This is a genomic window from Streptomyces sp. NPDC093097, assembly GCF_044754325.1.
In the GTDB taxonomy this organism is placed as follows: domain Bacteria; phylum Actinomycetota; class Actinomycetes; order Streptomycetales; family Streptomycetaceae; genus Streptomyces.
Genome location: NZ_JBIVOW010000002.1, coordinates 387,495 through 404,892 on the forward strand (window position 1 = coordinate 387,495; position 17,398 = coordinate 404,892).

Consider the following 17,398-nt stretch of genomic DNA (forward strand, 5'->3'; position numbering starts at 1 on the left):
CGGGGCGCCGGGCCGTCGGTCACTTGACCCCGAGCGCCTGCTCGATCGGGTCGAGCAGGAAGTAGACGAGGAAGCACACCCCGACCGCGTTCAGCAGCCACGGGATCTCCTTGAAGCGGCCGGTCGCGGACCGCAGCAGGATGAAGGCGAGCACGCCGATGCCGATGCCGTTGGTGATGCTGTAGGTGAACGGCATCGATACGACGGTCAGGAACGCCGGGATGGCGACGGTGAAGTCGCTCCAGTCGATGTCCCGGACGTTGGAGGCCATGATCAGGAAGCCGACGACCAGCAGCGCGGGCGTGGCCGCCTGCGAGGGGACGACGGTGGCCAGCGGCGTGAAGATCAGCGCGAGCAGGAACAGCCCACCGGTGACCATGTTCGCCAGACCGGTGCGGGCGCCCTCGCCGACGCCGGCCGTGGACTCCACGAAGCAGGTGTTGGCCGAGGCCGAGCCGAAGCCGCCGCCGGCGACCGCGATGCCGTCCACCATCAGGATGCGGCCCATGTTCGGCAGGTTGCCGGTCTCGTTGTCCAGCAGCCCGGCCTCCTCGCCGACGCCGATGATGGTGCCCATCGCGTCGAAGAAGCCGGACAGCAGGACGGTGAAGACGAACAGGCAGCCGGTCAGCACGCCGACTTCCTTGAAGCCGCCGAAGAGGCTGATCTTCCCGATCAGTCCGAAGTCGGGCGCCCCGACGATCCGGTCCGGGAGGTTCGGGACGGCGAGCCCCCAGGCCGCGTCCGGAATGCTGACCACCGCGTTGATGATGACCGCGACGACGGCCATGGTGACCATGCCGATCAGGATCGCGCCCCGGGTCTTGCGGACCGTCAGCACGAACATCAGCACCAGGCCGAGCACGAACACCAGCACCGGCCAGCCCTTGAGCTGACCGCCCTGGCCCAGGCTCAGCGGGACGGTGGTGTGCGCGGCGTCCGGGTTGCGGCTGACGAAGCCCGCGTCGACCAGGCCGACCAGCGAGATGAACAGGCCGATGCCGATCGCGATGGCCCGCCGCAGCCCGTTGGGGATGGCGTCCATCACCCGCTGCCGCAGCCCGGAGGCGACCAGGATCATCAGCACCAGACCGGCGAGCACCACCATGCCCATCGCGTCCGGCCAGCTCATCTTGGGCGCGAGCTGGAGCGAGACCACCGCGTTGATGCCCAGGCCGGCCGCGATGGCGATCGGGACGTTGCCCATCAGACCCATCAGGATCGTGCCCAGACCGGCCATCAGGGCGGTGGCGGTGACCAGCTGGCCGTTGTCGAGGTGATGGCCGTATTTGTCGACGCCGGCCCCGAGGATGATCGGGTTCAGCACGACGATGTACGCCATGGCGAAGAACGTGGCCAGTCCGCCGCGCAGTTCGCGGCCGACCGTCGACCCCCGCTCGGAGATCTTGAAGAAGCGGTCGAGGCCGTTCTTCGGCGGCTGCGGGCCAGGACTCTTCAGGGTGTCGACCGGCGTTGGGGTCGAGGGCGACATGCGGGACCTCAGTCGTACGTACGGGCCGGAGCGGGCGCGAGGGCCCAAGGGCCGGGACACGCACGGGGCGGCGGAACAGCAACCAGTGAACTGGACCAGCATGGAGGGATCAGATTGGAGGAATCAACGATCCGAACCAGTCAGTTCCAGAAAGGTTCAGTATGAATAAACAATTCGTTGATCGCTATCTCCGCGCGTAGACCCTTCTGTGGCCTGGTGGGAGCCCCGGCGGGCGCCCGCCGGACAGGCCCGAGCCGGCGCCGCACCCGGCCCCGTAAGCTGACCCCCATGTGGAAGAAGTCCGAACTGCGCGCGGCCCCGCCCCCGCTCGAAGGTCCCGTCGTCGGCACGATCACCGGCGGCACCGTCATCTGGTTCGTGCTCTTCCTCGCCCAACTGCCCTTCTACGGCTGGTACGCCGACCACGGCCACACCTGGTTCGTGTGGACCTGCCTGGCCGGCGGCGGGCTCGGCCTGCTGGGGATCTGGTACGTCCGCAAGCGCGACGCCGCGATCAAGCGGGCGGCCGCCGCGGCCGCCACCACGGACGCCGCAGCCGACCCCGCCTGACGCAAATCCGCCCCCTGCGCCCGCGGCCGGACGCCGTCCGCACCCCCCAGGGTTGCCACGTCACCGGACAGAAAGCCCACATCACCTCTGTCGACCGCCGGCGGGTGAAGCGGGCAATCCGCCCGTAACGTCTAGTCCATGACGGATCCGGCGAAGACCGAAGTCGAGGAACCGGAGCCCGGCGGCCGGCCCGCCGGCGGGCGCGACCGGCAGCCGGCGCACCGCGGACTGACCACCGCCGAGGTCGCCGAGCGGGTGGCCAGGGGCGAGGTCAACGACGTCCCGGCGCGGTCCTCCCGCTCGACCGCGGACATCATCCGCGGCAACGTCTTCACCCGCTTCAACGCCATCATCGGCGTGCTGTTCGTGATCATCCTGATCGTCGGGCCGATCCAGGACGGCCTGTTCGGCTTCGTCATCATCGCCAACACCGGCATCGGCATCCTCCAGGAGCTGCGTGCCAAGCAGACCCTGGACAGCCTGGCGCTGATCGGCGAGGTCCGGCCGATCGTCCGGCGCGACGGGGTGGCCGCCGCGCTCCCCACCTCGGAGGTGGTCCTCGGCGACGTCCTCGAACTCGGCCCCGGCGACAAGGTCATCGTCGACGGCGAGGCGCTGGAGGCCGACGGTCTGGAGATCGACGAGTCGCTGCTGACCGGCGAGGCGGACCCGGTGCTGAAGAAGCCCGGCGACCCGGTGCTGTCCGGCAGCTTCGTCGTCGCGGGCAGCGGCGCGTTCACCGCGACCAAGGTGGGCCGGGCGGCGTACGCGGCGCAGCTCGCCGAGGAGGCCAGCCGGTTCACCCTGGTCCACTCCGAACTGCGCACCGGCATCAGCCGGATCCTGAAGTACGTGACGTGGATGATGGTGCCGACGGCGCTGGGCCTGATCCTCAGCCATCTGCTCACCCTGGGGCTGCCGGTCGACGCCGCGGTCCGCCGGATGGTCGCCGGCATCGTGCCGATGATCCCCGAGGGGCTGGTGCTGCTGACCTCGGTCGCCTTCGCGATCGGTGTGGTCCGGCTGGGCCGCCGGCAGTGCCTGGTGCAGGAGTTGCCGGCCATCGAGGGCCTGGCGCGGGTGGACGTGGTGTGCCTGGACAAGACCGGCACCCTCACCGAGGGCGGTATGGACCTGAGCGAGGTGCGGCCGCTGGGCGGGCAGGACCCGGACCGCGTCCGGCGGGTGCTCGGCGCCTTCGGCGCCTCCGATCCGCGCCCCAACGCCTCCCTCCAGGCCGTCGCCGACGCCTGCCCGGCCCCCGACTCCTGGGAGTGCACCGGGACGCTGCCGTTCTCCTCGGCCCGCAAGTACAGCGGCGCGGCCTTCGTGGAGCCCGGCGGGGAGCGCTCCGACTGGCTGCTGGGCGCGCCGGACGTGCTGCTCCCGGCCGACGACGGGCTGCTGCCCGAGATCGACCGGCTCAACGCCCAGGGCCTGCGGGTGCTGCTGCTGGCCCGCGCCACCCGGCAGTTGGACCACCCCGACATCGCGCACGAGATGCGGCCCGTCGCCCTGGTCGTCCTGGAGCAGCGGCTGCGCCCGGACGCCCCCGAGACCCTGCGCTACTTCGCGGACCAGGGCGTCCAGGCCAAGGTGATCTCCGGCGACAACGCGGTGGCGGTCGGGGCGGTCGCCGGCAAGCTGGGGCTGCCCGGCGCCGACTCCCCCGTGGACGCCCGGCACCTGCCGCAGGACGACCCGGCCGCGCTGGCCCGGGCCGTCGAGGAGGGCTCCGTCTTCGGCCGGGTCACGCCCCAGCAGAAGCGGGACATGGTCGGCGTCCTCCAGGCCCGCGGCCACCATGTGGCGATGACCGGCGACGGCGTCAACGACGTACTGGCCCTCAAGGACGCCGACATCGGCGTCGCGATGGGCTCCGGTTCCGAGGCGACCCGGGCGGTCGCCCAGATCGTGCTGCTGAACAACAGCTTCGCGACGCTGCCGTCGGTGGTCGCCGAGGGCCGCCGGGTGATCGGCAACATCACCCGGGTCGCCACCCTCTTCCTCACCAAGACCGTCTACTCGGTGCTGCTGGCCATCCTGGTCGCCTGCTGCCAGATCCCCTACCCGTACCTGCCCCGGCACCTGACGCTGCTGTCGACGCTGACCATCGGCGTCCCCGCGTTCTTCCTCGCCCTGGCGCCCAACAAGGAGCGCGCCCGCCCGCACTTCGTCCGCCGGGTGATGCGCTACGCGATCCCCTCCGGCCTGATCACCGGCCTCGCCGCCTTCACCACCTACCTCCTGGCCCGCGTCCACTACTCCGGTCCGGACGCCCTCAGCGCGCAGACCAGCGCCGCCACCCTGACCCTCTTCCTCACCGCCCTGTACGTCCTGGCGATCATCGCCCGCCCCTACACGTGGTGGCGGATCGGGCTGGTGCTGCTGATGGGGCTGGGGTTCTTGATCGTGCTGGTGACGCCGTGGCTTCAGAAGTTCTTCGATCTGCGGCTGGTGGGGACGACGATGCCGTGGACGGCGGTGGCCGTCGCGGCGGTGGCGGCGGTCCTGCTGGAAGTGACCTGGCGGTGGGTCGGGCGGCGGTTCCCGGCGTAGGGCCGACCCGCCGGACCGGCGGGCCTCTCCGCCCGGGGCGGAGAGCCCCACCGGCCCTGGCGGCGGCCGGCGGCGGTGCCGCACCCGCCCGCCGTGGCGGCCCGGAGCCCGATCAGGTGCTCCCGCCCTCTTGATAACGGCACGCCCTTCCAACGATCTTGGGCATGCGGACGGTTCGCGATGCCGCGGTCCACGTCCCGTACCCCGATCGAGGAGAGTCGTGCCCGTGAGCCGAGAAGCGCCGGACATCCTGTCGCCGGAATTCGCCGCTGACCCCTACGCCGCCTACCGCGTACTGCGCGACGACTTCCCGCTGCTGTACCACGAAGCCACCCGGAGCTACGTCGTCTCGCGGTACGAGGACGTCCAACGGGCCTTCAAGGAGCCGGTGTTCACCACCGACAACTACGACTGGCAGCTGGAGCCGGTGCACGGCCGGACCATCCTCCAGATGAGCGGCCGGGAGCACGCGGTGCGCCGGGCCCTGGTCGCCCCGGCCTTCCGCGGCAACGCCCTGGAGGAGTCCTTCCTCCCCGTGATCGAGCGCAACGCCGCCGAGTTGATCGACGCGTTCCGCGGCGCGGGCACCGCGGATCTGGTGGCGGACTTCGCCACCCGCTTCCCGGTCAACGTCATCGCGGACATGCTGGGCCTGGACCGGGCCGACCACGACCGCTTCCACCGCTGGTACACCGCGATCATCGGCTTCCTCGGCAACCTCTCCCAGGACCCGGAGGTCGCCGCGGCCGGACTGCGCACCCGCGACGAGTTCGCCGCCTATCTGCTGCCGATCATCCGCGAGCGCCGCGCCGCCCCGGGCGACGACCTGCTCTCCGCGCTCTGCGCCGCGGAGGTCGACGGCACGCGGATGAGCGACGAGGACATCAAGGCGTTCTGCAGTCTGCTGCTGACCGCGGGCGGGGAGACCAGCGACAAGGCGATATCGAGTCTGGTGCACAACCTGCTGCGCCATCCCGAGCAGTTGGCGGCGGTGCGCGCGGACCACTCCCTGATCGCGCCGGCGTTCGCGGAGACGCTGCGCTACACCCCGCCGGTGCACATGATCATGCGGCAGACCGCCCAGGACGTCGCCCTCGGCGGCGGCGAGGTGCCCAAGGGCGCCACCGTCACCTGCCTGATCGGCGCGGCCCATCGCGACGAACGGCGCTACGCCGACCCGGACACCTTCGACATCCACCGCGCCGACCTCTCCGCCACCACCGCGTTCTCGGCGGCCGCCGACCACCTCGCGTTCGCCCTCGGCCGGCACTTCTGCGTCGGCGCGCTGCTGGCCAGGGCCGAGGTCGAGGTGGGCGTGGCCCGTCTGCTGGAGGCGCTGCCGGACCTGGCGCCGGCACCGGGGCCCCAGCCGCGGGAGGAGGGGGTGTTCACCCGCGGACTGGACACGCTGCCGGTGCGCTTCACCCCGACCGGCTGAGGCCGGCGAGAAGCGGCCCCGGGCGGTGTTTCACGTGAAACACCGCCCGAAGCAAGGGTGTTGACGTCTTGACAGCAGAACTGCCTTACGGACGAAGGGCGGTGAGGACTCAGCCCCATCCCCCGGCCGGGTCCCCATCGCGGGGATCGGCGAGTACGCGGGCGTGAACTCGACCGGCAGGGCCACCAGTCCGCGCATCCACACCGACGGATGCCACACCAGCTCCTCGGCCGGCACCGCCAGCATCACGTCCGGCAGCCGGTCCAGCAGCACCTCCACCGCCGCCTTGGCGATCACCTCGGCGATCTCCGGGGCCGGGTAGGGGCAGGAGTGTTCGCCGTGGCTGAAGGACATATGGGCCTGGTTGCCGTCCGACCCCGCCTCGCTGAAGTCCGGCCGCACCAGGGGGTCGGAGTTGGCGGCGGCCAGTCCCAGGATCACCAGGTCCCCGGTGCGGATCCGGCGCCCGCCGAGCTGGGTGTCGCGCACCGCCCAGCGGCCGATGAAGTTCTGCGTCGGGGTGTCGTGCCAGAGCACCTCGTTGAGCGCCTGGCCCACGCTGCGGCGGCCGCCGGTGAGGCTGAGCGCGAACCGGTCGTCGGTCAGCATCAACCGCAGGGTGTTGCCGATCCAGTTGGCGGTCGGCTGCTGGGCGGCGGCCATCACCACCAGCAGGTCGATGACCACCTCCTCCTCGGCCAGCCCGGCCGGGTGGGCCAGCAGCCGGGACGGCACATCGGGGCCGGGCCGCTCCCGCTTGGCCGCCACCAGCCGCCGCATCCGCGCAACGACCCGCTGGTGCGCCGCGATCGCCCCGTCGTCGGCGTTGAGCGAGGCGACGATGTCGGCGGCCAGCGCGGGTACCTCGCTGTGCGGGAAGCCGAACAGTTCGGCGATGACCAGCAGCGGCAGCCGGGCGGCGTAGCGGGTCATCAGGTCCGCCTCGCCGGACCCGGCGAAGTCGTCGATCAGCCCGTCGGCCAGCCGCTCGCAGATGAGCCGCAGCTCGAACTGGTCGATCGCGGTGAGCGCGTCGCTGATCGCCCCGGCGCGGCGGCGGTGTTCGGGCCCCTCGGCGAACATCACCGACGGCTGGTAGCCGACGAACGGCATCAGCGGCCAGTCCTCGGGGATGCGCTCCCAGGCGTGCCAGCGGCGGGAGTCGCGGGCGAACAGCTCGGGATTGCCGGCGACTTGGTGCAGTTCGCGGTAGCCGAGGACGAACCAGCCGGGGATGTCGCCGTCGAGCAGGATCGGCGCGACCGCCCCGTACTGGGCGCGCATCGTGTGGTAAAGCCGGGCCGGGTCGTCGCTGAGCCCGGCGCCGTAGAACGGTACGGCCTCGGTGCCGGCGCTCCCGGCCCGCAGGGGGCAGCCGCCGGTCGGGGGGTGCTGCTGGTCGGTCACGGTGCGCTCTCCGCGGTCTCCTGAGCGGGTACGGCGCCCTGGGTGGACAGGGCGTAGAGGTGGTCGACCAGCGCGATCAGCACGGCCTTGCTGGACGCCCGGTCGCGGGCGTCGCAGGTGACCAGCGGCACGTCCGGGGAGAGGTCGAGCGCCTCGCGGATCTGCGCGCGGGTGTGCCGCTCCCCGCCGAAGTCGTTGTGCGCGACGATGAACGGCATACCGTGCGCCTCCAGCCGGTCGATGGCGTACCAGGAATCGTCCAGCCGGCGGGTGTCGACGAGCACCACCGCGCCCAGCGTGCCGGAGAACAGCCGGTCCCACAGGAACCAGAAGCGCTCCTGGCCGGGCGCGCCGAAGAGGTAGAGCACCGCACTGTCGTTGACGGTGATCCGGCCGAAGTCGAAGGCGACGGTGGTGGTCGTCTTGCCCTCGACCCCGCTGGGGTCGTCGACGCCGACCCCGGCCCGGGTCATGGTCTCTTCCGTGCTCAGCGGCCGGATCTCGCTCACCGAGCGGACCATGGTGGTCTTGCCGACGCCGAAGCCACCGACGATGACGATCTTCAGGCCGTTGTCGGCGGTGGCGCGCAGCGGAACGCGGTCGGTGTCGGTGCCGGCCGCACGGTCCACATGCGCGGGCTCAGAGGCGGTGGAGTGCATCGAGCACCTCCTTCAACAGGTCGGCGTCGGGGAGTTGGGCGGCCGCGGTGACCCGCGGATGGCGGGCGGTGACCTGGCCGCGGTCCAGCAGGTCGGACAGCAGGATCCGGACCACGCTGACCGGCATCCGCAGCTCCGCCGAGATCTCCACCAGGGCCGTCGGGCGACGGCACATGGTGAGGATCCGGGCGTGCTCGGACTGCATGCCCGGCGTCGGATCGCCTTCGCTGACGATCAGCGTGACCAGGTCGAGGGTCCGGTCGTCGGCGGGCCGACTGCGGCCGCCGGTGACGGTGTAGAGCCGGTCCGGAGCGTCGTGCGGACCGAGCCGTTTCATGCCGCCGGCCCGTCCTCACCGCGCGGCGCGGCCCGGAGGTACTCGCCGATCTGCTCGACCAGTTCGTTCATGTTGAAGCCGATCAGGCCGACGTCGGCGTCCTCGACCGCGATCAGGGCCAGATGGGCGCCGTTCCCCGCCTCGACGATGAACAGCACCCCGCCGTGGAACTCGGTCATCGCCTGGCGGACACCGCCGGTGCCGTTCCCGAACTCCACGGACGCGCCGTGCGAGAGGCTCTGGATGCCCGAGGCGATCGCGGCCAGTTGGTCGGCCTGGTCGACGGTCAGGTCCTTGGAGTGGCAGAGCTTGAGCCCGTCCCGGGACAGGACCAGCGCGTGCCGGGCCCCGGGGGTCTTCTGGAGCAGGTTCTGAAGCATCCAGTCCAGGCTGCGGTCAGTGGTGTTCATCGGGTGTCATCCTCCGGGCGTGCTGGCGAGGGGGGTGGCGGTGACGCGGGCGTGCCGCCGGTACGGGGGAGGTCGGCGTCGTCCCGGGGGGCCTTGCCCTGGACTGCCTGGCGGAAGGCGCGGAACCGGGCGGCGGTCTCCTCGCGGGAGCGCGGGCGGCGCGCTGCGTCCGGGCGCTCCTGGTCGGCGCCCGAGGAGGCGGCGGCCAGGGTCCGGCCGCGACGGCGCTTGGGCAGCCCGCTCTCGCCGAACTCGGGGGCGGGTGCGGCGTCCGGGGCGGGTGCGGCGTCCGGGGCGGGTGCGGCGTCCGGGGCGGCCGCACCGGTCCGGGAGGTGCGCCGCGGCAGGGGCGCCGGGCCGGGCTCGCGAGACCGCTCCGGGGCCGCGCGGAGCGGTCCGGGCTCGTCCTCGGGGGTGCGCCGGGGCGCCGGGACCACGGGCCGCTGCGCCGCGGCGGGGGCCGCGGCCGGCGGCTGCTCCGCCTGCCGGGCCGGCGGCCGGCCCTCGGTCACCAGCTGCTGCGGGATCAGGATCACCACACCGGTGCCGCCGCGCGCCGACGGCCGGAAGGACACGTTCAGCCCGTGCTTGCGCGCCAGGCAGCCCACCACCGCGAGCCCCAGCCGGGTGCCCGACAGCGACATCAGGTCCAGGGTGTCCGCGGACACCGTCTCCTGAGCGCGCTGCAACGCGGCCTCGCCCATCACCAGCCCGCTGTCCTCGACGCTCACCACCACACCGGCCTGCGCCTCCTCCACGTACACATGGACGGGCGAGGACGGCGGGGAGAACGAGGCCGCGTTGTCCATGAGTTCGGCCAGCGCGTGCATGATGCCCTCGGCGGCGTGCCCGGCGATCGCGACCTCGCTGCTGCTGTGCAGCCGGATCCGGCGGTAGGCGCTGATCCGGCCCATCGCACCGCGCAGGATGCTCTCCATGGCGATCGGCTTGTTCCACCGGCGGCCGGAGCGGGCACCGGTCAGCACGGCGATGCTGTCCGCCAACCGCCCTGCCTGCGCCGTCATGTGATCGAGCTTCAGGAGATCGCCCAGCACCTCCTCGCCGTGCCGGTGCTCCATCTCCCGCAGGTCGGCGAGCATTCCGGTGGCGAGCGCCTGCACCCGGCCGGCGGCGTTGGCGCACGCGGACATCGCCGCGGCCCGCATCCGCTCCCCGCGCCCGACCTCCTCGGCCAGCGTCCGCAGGATCCGCTGGTGCGCCCGGGTCCGCGGCAGCTCGACACGGCCGAGCGCGGTCTCCACCGAAGCGCCGTCCCGCAACTGCCCGACCAGCGCCGGCAACGTGACGTCGGTCAGCCGCTCGGCCTCGGCCTCGATCTCCCCGATCCGCGCCCGGTAGTGCCGGGCCTGCCGCTGCTGGTGCACCGCGGCGGCCAGCGCGGCGCTGAGCAGCACCGCGGCGACACCGACGCTCCAGGCGACCGGCGTCCGCGCGGACCGGGGCGCCAGCAGCACGGCCCCGACGCCCAGCCCCGCCGTCACCACCAGGGCGGCGGCGAGCATCCGCAGTGCGGCCTCCAGGGGCGTGGTCGCCGCCCCGGGGCGGGAGGGTATCCGTGCTGGCATCAAACAGGTCCTCGTGAGCGGCGGCAGGCGGTACGGGCGGGCGGCAGGGCCGGGGCCCGGGCATCGGCATGCCGATCCACGGCGGGCTCCGTCCACGACGGGTCTCGGGGGATGACGAGCGGATGATCGAAGATCGTCCAGGCACTCTAGCCTGTCGCCGCGATCCGGCAACTTCCGTAGCAGACTCCGTTATTGACGGGCCGTATGCCAGACCCGTCCCGCCATTCGAAACGAGGCACCAGGGCCCCGGACGCGACGAAGGCGGCCCCCGGGCACCACGTGCCCGACGACCGCCTCCACCGGAACCGCTCGGCCGGCCTGCGCCCCGCGGGGCACCGACCTCAGTCGAACCAGCGCGCCCGGGCCAGTTCGTCGCCCCGCTCCGGGTCCTCCAGCAGCGCCGCGACCTCGAAACGGCGGGGCCACTGCCCGGCCGCCCAGGCCAGCCCGGCCGCCACGCCCTCCAGCGTCGCGGCGTGCAGGGTGCCGTCCGGGGCCCACCGCCAGTCCAGCTCGGCGCCGCCGTCGGGCCCGTCGACCAGCAGTTCCTCGTGTTCGACGTACGACGCGGGGGCGGCCGGGCCGAGCAGCGCCCGCACCTCCTCGGGGACGTCGTGCGGCACACCCTCGGAACGGACCTCCGCCGCGACCGCCTCGCTCAGCCGCCGCACCTGGAACAGCTCGGCCAGCTCCGCGGCCCGGGCCGGCCGCACCGGCAGCAGCGCACGGCCGCCCGCCAGCGGCATCAGGTCCGGGGCGTCGGCGACCAGCGCGTCCGCCGCGTCCACCACCCGAGCCTCGCCGTCGACGACGGCCCGCAGCTCGTCGGGGAGCGTCACCTGGTCCGGGTCGAGGTCGGCCAACAGGCCGTAGAGGGCATGGAGTTGCCCGATCCCCACCCGGTGGTCCGGGTCGGCGAGGCGGGACAGCAACTCGGCCGCGCCGCCGGGCTCGTCGAGCAGCGCGCCGACCGACGTCCGCACGCCGAGGGCGCGCAGCACCTGGGCGTCGACCTGCCCCGCGTCCGCCGCCTCGTACAGGCCGGCCAGCAACGGGTCGCCGCCCGCCGCGCGCAGCCCGGCGGGACGCCGCCCGTCCAGCACCGGATGGCCGCGCAGCCACCACGCGGTGTACGGACGCACCGACTCCGTGGTCCCGTCCGGCAGCAGCACCCGCACCGGCGCGGTCAGCGCGTCCCGCAGCGGCGGCTGGGAGAGCATCGCCAGGACCTGCGGCCAGGCGTCGTCGGCGACCAGGTCGAGGTCGCGGACCGCGACCAGTTCGGTGACGACCGGCGGCACCGGCCCCCACCCGTCGCCCGACCGCCACCCCTCGTCGAGACCGCTTCGCGGCCGCTGCACCGACTGCAGCATGTCGAGGATGTCCTCGCACCACACGTCGACGGCGTCCAGCAGACCGGCGTCGTCCGGTTCGGGGAAGTCGCCCTCGCGCGGCTCCAGTTCGTCCGGGTCGAGCACCACGTCGGTGGCCCGCACCAGCGCGAAGGTGGCCAGCACGCCCACCGCGGTGAGCGGCTGCTCCCCCCACCGCTGCGCCAGCTCCGCCTCGCAGGTGGCGAGTTCGTCCTCCCTGATGACCTGCTCGAAGTCGCTGCCGGGCAGCACCAGTTCGCCGGCCGGCGCCAGCTCGCCGTCCTCGTCGGGCAGCGCCAGCGCGGCCAGCCAGGGCTCGTCGCCGGGCGCCAGATCGGCGTCCCGGACCAGCCCGAGGACCGTCTCCGCCAGCTCCTCGGCGCCCAGCGGCACACCGGCGCCCGGCGCCAGCTCGTCCTCGAAGACGTCGTAGGCGTCCTCGTCGGCGTCCAGCGAGCCCGCGACCGCGGCCCGCACCTGAGGGGTCGTCAGCACGGCGCGCGGGGAGGCCTGGGTGGCGCCCAGCTTCTCCAGGAGCGGGTGCACGGCGTCCGGGTGGGCGATCTTGAGGCCGAGCCGGGTCAGCATGCGGTGCCGGTCCGCGGCCTCGCCGCCGGCCCCCTCCGGGCCGTCGGGCAGCGGCAGCAGCACCTGGCGCGGCCCGACGACGGTCCGCCCGGTGCCCGCCAGCGGCACCGGGAGGCCGCTGAGCCGGTCCGGGTCGGTGCCGGCCAGCGCGTCGTAGAGCCGCCACCACCACTCCGGCGACCGCTCCACACCCGCCAGCCGGTCGATCACCTCGGTCAGCGGCACCCGGCCCACGCCCAACGCCCGCAGCTCCGAACGCCGTTCGAGCCCGGCCGGCAGCAGACTGGGGAACAGCTCGGAGAGCACCGCGACGGTCGCCGCGCCCGCGCCCTCCGCCAACTCCGCGTCCACCGGCCGCAGGACGTACCGCTCGCCGTCCTCGCCCTCGTCCCACTCGGCGGCCCGGGCGGCCGCGCCGCCGGCCGCCGCGCTCGGCAGGAACCGCACCCGCGGCAGCAACTCCAGCACCTGCCGCCGCAGTTCACCGTCCAGCCAGCCCTTGCCCAACGGCCCCGGGACGAGGTCCAGGGTGCCCACCGACACCGGCTGCCAGTCGCCGATCAGCCCCGCGTACGCGGCCGCCGCCCGCTCCACCAGGAAGTCCGCGAGCGGCCCCGGGGCGACGTGCCGCCGGGTCGGCTCCAACGGGAACGAGGCGATGAGCAGCGCAGGAAGCCCCAGGGGCTCGTCGGTCGGGGTCGGCGCGTGCAGCACCGGCGCGGTGCCCGGCAACGCCGGCGCCCCCGCCCCGTCCACCGGCACCGCCCAGGTCACCGACCAGGACGGCCGCAGCCTCTCCTCCACCGGACGGTCCGCCAGCAGCGCCGGATCCAGCGGGCCGCCGCCGGTCGCCACCCGCCACCGCGTGGCGCCCCGCTCACTGTCCTCGATCAGGACGTACGCACCGTCCTGACGCCGCGTGAGCGTCCGGGCGGCCCCCTCCGGCGTCTCCACCACCACCTCGGCCAGCCCCGGCAGGGTCAGCAGCAGCGCCGCGTCGATCCCGGCCAGCAGCCGCTCGGCGAGGTCCTGCGCGGCACCGTCGCGCAGCGGCAGCACCACCGCGGTGTCGTACCCCTCCGGCGCGGTGCCCTCCGCGGGCAACGGCAGCCGCAGCAGCGGTACGTGGCCCTCCCGGCGGCGGAGTTCACCGCCCAGCCCGGGGCTGTGCGCGGCCACCGCCTCGGCCAGCTCCCGGGCCTCGGCGAGCGACCAGCGGACGCCGCCGGTGCGGCCCACCAGCGCCGGTTCGTCGCTGACCGCCAGCACCGCGGCGAACCCGACGCCGAACCGGCCGACCGCACCGGCCGCCGCGCTGCTCTCCCGCTTCGCGGAGGCGCGCAGCGTGGAGAGCGACTCGACGCCGGTGGCGTCCAGCGGGGCACCGGTGTTGGAGGCGACGAGCACCGCCGGCGCACCGCCGTCAGCGGCGTGCAGGGTCAGCCGCAGCCGGCCGCGGACACCCGCCCGGGCCGCCGCGTCCGCCGCGTTCTGCGCCAGTTCCACGGCGAGCCGGTCGCGGTAGCCGCCGAGCGCGAGGTCCTCCTCGGCGTTGGCGTCCTCCCGGAACCGGGCCGGCGAGGCCGCCCAGGAATCCAGCACACCGCGCCGCAACCGGGCCGTACCGAACGGGTCGGCGCCGTCGTCCGCGCCCCGCACCCACGGCATACCTGCCACGTTTCTCGTCTCCCTCGTCAGAGCGGTTCTGTCCCGACGGTACCCCCACGTTGTCGGCTTTCCCGCCGTGTGGGTTGCTGCCGGGGCAGGGGGTTTGCGGGGTGGGGCCGCTGGTGGGTGGGGTGACGGGCGTGGGGCCTTCGGGGTGGGTGTGCGGACTGCTGCGCTTTACGTCCGCACACCCACCCCGAACACCCCACACTCTCCCGCCGTCGCCCGGCCCCGCCCCTTGGGGGAAGAAAAGACCTGGGCCCTGGGTACGCACGCTCGACCCGCGCTTCTGGCTACAGGGGCACCACGACGGCCCGGAAGTCCTCACCCCCACCGGGCGGGAGCCGGGACCGCTACGGGAGGGGGCCTGCGGGGCGGGCCGGAGGTGCCTGTGTCGTGGACGTAAAGCGCAGCAGTCCACGACACAGGCACCGGAGGCCCGCCCCGCAGGCCCCCGGCACCACCACGAGCAGAGCGCGAGAAGACACCCCGCCCAACAAACCACCCCGCCGAAGGCGGAAAGGTGCGAACCCCCACGGCGGGAAAGCCGACAACGTGGGAGGCCAGCCCAGCGGCAAGCGACTAGCTGTGACCGAGCTCCTCGGCCGGCCCGCCATCCTCGACGGACCCCCCGTCCGCGGCCGGACGGATGGCGACGGGTTCGACGACCGTCTCGTCGAGAACCGGCAACGCCGGCTTCGGCGGCTTCGGCATGACGGCGGCCTCCGAGTGCGCCCCGCACCCGTACGACAGCGAGACGACGCGGCCGTCCGCCGGCGAGAACTCGTTGGCGCAGACACCGAACGCCTGCCGCAGGGAGCCGGCCATCGGCGTGAGGAAAGCGCAGCTCACGCAGGTGGCGGGGGCCGCCTGGGCCATCGGGGTCTTGGGGCCGAAGGACTCCTCCCAGCGGTCTGCTGCGGCGTGCAGGCCGTAGCGGGACAGCACCCGGGCGCGGGCCATGCCCAGCTCCTCGGCGACCGCGGAGATGCTGCCGCGGGCCGCCGCCGGCTGGAGCGCGGGCGAGCCGGGGACGACGTCCGCGTCCTCGGTGTCGGCGACGTCGGCGGCCATGCCCTCGGCGACCGGGGAGTTCGGCGGCGGGGTGTCCTCGCCGCTGTAGCCGGGCTCCAGGCGGAGGTCGTCGGCCTCGGTGGGCAGCAGGTCGCCGGGGCCCATGTCGCCGGGGCGCAGCCGCTCGCTCCAGGGGACCCATTCGGGGGCCAGCAGGGCGTCGGGGCCGGGCAGCAGGACCGACTCGTCCAGGGTCACGACCTTGGCGCGGGAGGCGCGGGCGACGGTGACGGCGAAGCGCCAGCCGCGGTATCCGGGCTCCCGGCAGTCGAAGAGGTGGGTGACGACGCGGTCCCCCTCGGCGACGGCGGTGATGTGGTCGCCGACCATGCCGGGCGCCCCGACCTCTTCGGCCGCGGCGCGGGCGAGGTCGATCGCCTCGGCGCACAGGCGGTCAGGGGTACGGCTTCGCATCGCAGCACTCACAAGAATCGATTCTCTCTTCCACGCCGTCTCACGAGCGCGCCAGCCGGAGCTGTCCTGGTCCTGTCCGGACGACCGGCGGGAACCGGGGCGGGCGGAGCGGACCTGGGGACCGCGTCGACGTCCGCGCCCAGCTGGATCGTTCGGTCGAGCGCACCTCTTACGCCCTATTCTGCGGGATCACAGGGAAATGAGGTACGCGGCCGGAACGGACCGCCGGTGGCGCTTTGGAACACGCTACCCCTTCAACGCTGCACGACCCCTCGGCGGGAGGAGCAAATCTCCTCCGGGGGTGACCTGGGGCGTGCCGGGGCGCGCACCCCGGGAACCGGGTGGGCCCCGCCCCGCAGGGGGGAGAAATCACCTCGTCCGGGGCGAGTTGGGGCACTATGGCCGAGTGGCTGCCGTCAGGTCGTCGAGGGGGTCCAGGGCCCGCCGGGCGGGCCGGGCGGCCGGGCGCGCGGTGCACCGGTCGCTGACCGGCGCGGGCCGGGGGCTGCGGCGGGCCACCCATGCGCAGGGCGCGGGGGAATCGGGACTGGCGCAGCTGATCGAGTTGCACGCGGTGAACGCCGCGGGCGACATGATGATCACGATCGCGCTGGCCTCGACGGTGTTCTTCTCGGTGCCCGCGCACGAGGCGCGGGGGCGGGTGGCGCTGTACCTGCTGGTCACCATGGCGCCGTTCGCGCTGCTGGCGCCGGTGGTGGGACCGCTGCTGGACCGGGTGCCGCACGGCCGCCGGGCGGCGGTGGCCGGCTCGATGCTGGCCCGTGCGGTGCTGGCGCTGCTGCTGTCGAGGGCGGTGGCCGGCGGCGGGCTGGAGCTGTATCCGGAGGCGCTGGGGGTGCTGGTGGCCTCCAAGGCGTACGGGGTGGTGCGCAGCGCGGTGGTGCCGCGGCTGCTGCCCCCGCGGGTCTCGCTGGTGCGGGCGAACTCCCGGGTGACGCTGGCGGGGCTGCTGGCGACCGCGGTGGCGGCGCCGCTGGGCGCCGGACTGCATCTGATCGGGCCGTCCTGGCCGCTGTACGGGGCGTGCGCGGTGTTCACGGCCGGGGGGTTCCTGGCGTTCTCGCTGCCGCCGAAGGTCGATTCGGGAAGGGGCGAGGCCCGGGCCGAGCTGGCGTCCCGGGGCGGCGCGGGCCGCGGCGGACGGCGGTCCCGGCCGGGGCTGCGGACGGTCGGCCCGTCCGTGCTGCACGGCCTCCGGGCGAACGCCTCGCTGCGCGCGCTCTCCGGCTTCCTCACCTTCTTCCTGGCGTTCCTGCTGCGCGAACACCCGTTGGGCGGGCTGGGTGCGGCGGTGTCCCTGGGGCTGGTGGCGGTGGCGGCCGGCGCCGGGAACGCGCTGGGCACGGCGGTGGGCGCCGGGCTGAAGGCGCGCGCCCCGGAGCTGATCGTCGCGGCGGTGCTGGGGCTGGCCCTGGGCGCGCTGGTGCTGGCGGCGCTGGGCTACGAGGCGCTGGCGGTCGTGGTGGTGCCCGCGGCGGCGGCCGTCGCCGGGCTGTGCCAGGCGCTGGCGAAGCTGTCGCTGGACGCGATGATCCAGCGCGATGTGCCGGAGGCGGTGCGGACCTCGGCGTTCGCCCGGTCCGAGACGGTGCTCCAGCTGTCGTGGGTGGTCGGCGGCGCACTCGGGATCGTGCTGCCGCTGGTGGGGGTGCTGGGGATGGCGGTGGCCGCGGCCCTGGTGGCGGCGGGTGCGGCCGGGGCCGGGCGGGGGCTGCTCGACGCGGGCCGGCGGGGCGGCCGGCCGGCGCCGCGGGTGAGGTGACGACAGGCCCTGGTGGGGCGCGCGTGCGGCGGGCCCGGTA

The 17,398-nt window shown here is 74.0% G+C and carries 12 protein-coding genes; 4 read left to right on the forward strand and 8 right to left on the reverse strand.

Annotated elements, in window-relative coordinates; genetic code table 11:
- Nucleotides 1-19: 19 nt before the first annotated feature.
- Nucleotides 20-1,492 (reverse strand): NCS2 family permease, encoded by a 1,473-nt coding sequence (locus ACIQE0_RS04645; protein ID WP_366338747.1) that lies wholly within the window; start codon nt 1,490-1,492, stop codon nt 20-22.
- Nucleotides 1,493-1,780: 288 nt separating this feature from the next.
- On the opposite strand from ACIQE0_RS04645, the gene ACIQE0_RS04650 reads away from it, so the two are divergent.
- The 3 genes from ACIQE0_RS04650 to ACIQE0_RS04660 all read left to right on the forward strand — a co-directional run bounded on the left by ACIQE0_RS04650 (nt 1,781) and on the right by ACIQE0_RS04660 (nt 6,059).
- Nucleotides 1,781-2,062: a DUF2530 domain-containing protein gene (locus ACIQE0_RS04650; RefSeq protein ID WP_366338749.1), complete on the forward strand. Its 282-nt coding sequence runs from the start codon at nt 1,781-1,783 to the stop codon at nt 2,060-2,062.
- A gap of 138 nt (nt 2,063-2,200) precedes the next feature.
- Nucleotides 2,201-4,621 (forward strand): HAD-IC family P-type ATPase, encoded by a 2,421-nt coding sequence (locus ACIQE0_RS04655; protein WP_402329052.1) that lies wholly within the window; start codon nt 2,201-2,203, stop codon nt 4,619-4,621.
- Nucleotides 4,622-4,847: 226 nt separating this feature from the next.
- Complete coding sequence (locus ACIQE0_RS04660; RefSeq protein WP_402329054.1) at nt 4,848-6,059, forward strand: cytochrome P450; 1,212 nt, start codon at nt 4,848-4,850, stop codon at nt 6,057-6,059.
- Nucleotides 6,060-6,089: 30 nt separating this feature from the next.
- On the opposite strand, the gene ACIQE0_RS04665 is transcribed toward ACIQE0_RS04660, so the two are convergent.
- The 7 genes from ACIQE0_RS04665 to ACIQE0_RS04695 all read right to left on the reverse strand — a co-directional run bounded on the left by ACIQE0_RS04665 (nt 6,090) and on the right by ACIQE0_RS04695 (nt 15,575).
- The gene (locus ACIQE0_RS04665) at nt 6,090-7,466 is read right to left on the reverse strand and encodes a cytochrome P450 (RefSeq protein ID WP_402329056.1); all 1,377 of its coding nucleotides are present in this window, start codon (nt 7,464-7,466) and stop codon (nt 6,090-6,092) included.
- Complete coding sequence (locus ACIQE0_RS04670; RefSeq protein WP_384100730.1) at nt 7,463-8,125, reverse strand: ATP/GTP-binding protein; 663 nt, start codon at nt 8,123-8,125, stop codon at nt 7,463-7,465. Before ACIQE0_RS04670 ends, ACIQE0_RS04665 begins: the two co-directional genes overlap by 4 nt.
- Nucleotides 8,106-8,462, reverse strand: a complete 357-nt coding sequence (locus tag ACIQE0_RS04675; RefSeq protein WP_402329058.1) for a DUF742 domain-containing protein — start codon at nt 8,460-8,462, stop codon at nt 8,106-8,108. Before ACIQE0_RS04675 ends, ACIQE0_RS04670 begins: the two co-directional genes overlap by 20 nt.
- Nucleotides 8,459-8,872, reverse strand: coding sequence for a roadblock/LC7 domain-containing protein (locus ACIQE0_RS04680; protein WP_366338759.1), 414 nt, complete (start codon nt 8,870-8,872; stop codon nt 8,459-8,461). Before ACIQE0_RS04680 ends, ACIQE0_RS04675 begins: the two co-directional genes overlap by 4 nt.
- Entirely contained in the window at nt 8,869-10,458 is a 1,590-nt protein-coding gene (locus ACIQE0_RS04685) for a sensor histidine kinase (protein WP_402329060.1), read from the reverse strand. Before ACIQE0_RS04685 ends, ACIQE0_RS04680 begins: the two co-directional genes overlap by 4 nt.
- Nucleotides 10,459-10,799: 341 nt before the next feature.
- A complete protein-coding gene (locus ACIQE0_RS04690; RefSeq protein WP_402329254.1) occupies nt 10,800-14,087 on the reverse strand; it encodes a sacsin N-terminal ATP-binding-like domain-containing protein in 3,288 nt (1,095 codons plus the stop codon).
- 582 nt (nt 14,088-14,669) lie between these two features.
- Nucleotides 14,670-15,575: a DUF3027 domain-containing protein gene (locus ACIQE0_RS04695; protein WP_366332373.1), complete on the reverse strand. Its 906-nt coding sequence runs from the start codon at nt 15,573-15,575 to the stop codon at nt 14,670-14,672.
- Nucleotides 15,576-15,981: 406 nt separating this feature from the next.
- On the opposite strand from ACIQE0_RS04695, the gene ACIQE0_RS04700 reads away from it, so the two are divergent.
- Complete coding sequence (locus ACIQE0_RS04700) at nt 15,982-17,358, forward strand: MFS transporter (RefSeq protein ID WP_402329062.1); 1,377 nt, start codon at nt 15,982-15,984, stop codon at nt 17,356-17,358.
- Nucleotides 17,359-17,398 lie beyond the last annotated feature (40 nt).